Source organism: Pigmentiphaga humi, from assembly GCF_900606115.1.
Classification (GTDB): Bacteria; Pseudomonadota; Gammaproteobacteria; order Burkholderiales; family Burkholderiaceae_B; genus Pigmentiphaga; species Pigmentiphaga humi.
Window position 1 is genome coordinate 1 of sequence record NZ_UWPJ01000048.1, and the last position, 1,980, is coordinate 1,980.

3 protein-coding genes are annotated in these 1,980 nt (G+C 66.5%); all 3 read right to left on the reverse strand.

The annotated features are described in order from the left end of the window. Nucleotides 1–10: 10 nt before the first annotated feature. The 3 genes from PIGHUM_RS23765 to hisF are packed head-to-tail and all read right to left on the reverse strand — an operon-like array spanning nucleotide 11 to nucleotide 1,765. On the reverse strand, nucleotides 11–358 hold the full coding sequence (locus PIGHUM_RS23765; RefSeq protein ID WP_124082271.1) for a phosphoribosyl-ATP diphosphatase: 348 nt from the start codon (nucleotides 356–358) through the stop codon (nucleotides 11–13). 53 nt (nucleotides 359–411) lie between these two features. Continuing rightward, entirely contained in the window at nucleotides 412–849 is a 438-nt protein-coding gene (hisI, locus tag PIGHUM_RS23770) for a phosphoribosyl-AMP cyclohydrolase (protein ID WP_124082273.1), read from the reverse strand. Nucleotides 850–889: 40 nt separating this feature from the next. Beyond that, nucleotides 890–1,765, reverse strand: coding sequence for an imidazole glycerol phosphate synthase subunit HisF (gene hisF, locus PIGHUM_RS23775; protein ID WP_124082275.1), 876 nt, complete (start codon nucleotides 1,763–1,765; stop codon nucleotides 890–892). Nucleotides 1,766–1,980: the final 215 nt, after the last annotated feature.

Consider the following 1,980-nt stretch of genomic DNA (forward strand, 5'->3'; position numbering starts at 1 on the left):
GGCCTCCCCCTCAGCGCGTAGGGGGGGGCTCATCTCTCGAGGCTTTTTCTTCCAATCCAGACAGGCCTTCGCGCCGGGCGAGCTCGGCGATGACCTGTTCGGGACGCAAACCGTAATACTCCAGCATGACGAGGCAATGAAACCAGAGGTCGGCCGTCTCGTAAATGATCTTTTCCGCCACGCCGTCCTTGGCGGCCAGCACCGTTTCGGTGGCTTCTTCGCCGATCTTCTTCAAGAAGGCGTCCGGCCCCTTGGCGAGCAGCTTGGCCACGTAGGACTTGTCCGGCTGGCCGCCCCGGTCGGGACGGCGCGTTGCGATCGTGTCGGCCAGGCGGGCCAGGAAGTCATTCGTCGTCATGTGTCCGTGTCGTCAACAGCTTGGGAGAGCAGGCCCCCGTTTCCACCGGCGCGTCAGCGCGCCGGGGTATATATCTGGCCGGGGTCTTTCAGCACCGGATCGGTCTCGACCCAGCGCGGCTGGCCTCCCTCGGTATCCAGGCGCCGGTAGAAACAGCGCTCGCGCCCGGTATGGCAGGCGATGCCGCCGACCTGCTCGATGCGCAGCAGCAGCACGTCGCCATCGCAATCCAGGCGCAATTCGCGCACACGCTGCACGTGCCCCGATTCCTCGCCCTTGCGCCACAGGCGGCCGCGCGAACGCGACCAGTAGGTGGCGTTGCCGGTGCGCAGCGTTTCGCGCAGCGACTCGCGGTTCAGGAAGGCGAACATGACGACCTTCTCGGTCGTGACGTCCTGCGCGATCCCCGGGACCAGGCCGTGCTCGTCGTAAACGATCTCGTCCAGCCAGGCGTCCTGCTCGGCGGAGAGAGAATCAGCGGTCGTACTCATCTGTTTTCCATGCATCGTTGCTGCGTTCGCGCAGGAGGGGTCATCCCTCTCTCATGCAGATTCCGCGCTCGGCCATGAAGCGCTTGGCTTCCTGAACCGTATGCTGGCCATAGTGGAAAATGCTGGCGGCGAGCACTGCGTCGGCATGGCCCTCGGTAATGCCGTCGGCCAGGTCCTGCAGCGATCCCACCCCGCCCGACGCGATCACCGGCACCGGCACCGCGTCGGAGACGGCGCGCGTCAGCGCCAGGTCGAAGCCGGAACGCGTGCCGTCGCGGTCCATGCTGGTCAGCAGGATTTCGCCCGCGCCGTACTCGACCATTTTGCGTGCCCACTGCACCGCGTCCAGCCCGGTGGCATTGCGGCCGCCGTGGGTGAACACTTCCCAGCGCGCCGGCTCGCCTTCCGCCGATACCCGCTTGGCGTCGATCGCCACCACGATGCACTGCGCGCCGTAGCGGCCCGAGGCCTCGCGCACGAGCTCTGGGTTCGTTACCGCCGAGGTATTGATGCCGACCTTGTCGGCGCCCGCATTGAGCAGCCGCCGCACGTCCTCCACCTTGCGCACCCCGCCGCCCACGGTCAGCGGAATGAACACCTGCGACGCCACCTGCTCGATCACCGACAGAATAATGTCGCGCTGGTCGCTGGATGCCGTAATGTCCAGGAACGTCAGCTCATCCGCGCCCTGGTCGTCATACCGGCGCGCAATCTCCACCGGATCCCCGGCATCGACCAGATTCACGAAATTGATGCCCTTCACCACCCGCCCCGCCGTCACGTCCAGGCAGGGAATGATGCGACGGGTGAGGCCCCCCCCTACGCGCTGCGCGCGCCCCCCAGGGGGCGAAACTGGCGGACCGGCGGAGCCGGATCCGCGGCGCCCGGGGTCGGGGGGGGTGGAGTTCTTGAGCATGGTTGTTGCTGAATCAGGCATTCTTACGTTGTACACCAAATGGGATTGCCCCCTACGCGCTGCGCGCCCCCCAGGGGCGGCATTGGCGGACCGGCGAAGCCGGATCCGCGGAATCCTGGCCGGGTAGGTTGAGGTTCTCCGATCATGGCCCGCTCGACCAAAAAAGCGAACGACACCCCAAGCTGCCACAGCACCACCGCCCCACCCCCATTCAC

Excerpts from the sequence above, each read along its gene's own strand:
- hisF (WP_124082275.1), bottom strand. The coding sequence starts at position 1,765 with ATGCTCAAGAACTCCACCCCCCCCGACCCCGGGCGCCGCGGATCCGGC.
- hisI (WP_124082273.1), bottom strand. The coding sequence starts at position 849 with ATGAGTACGACCGCTGATTCTCTCTCCGCCGAGCAGGACGCCTGGCTG.
- PIGHUM_RS23765 (WP_124082271.1), bottom strand. The coding sequence starts at position 358 with ATGACGACGAATGACTTCCTGGCCCGCCTGGCCGACACGATCGCAACG.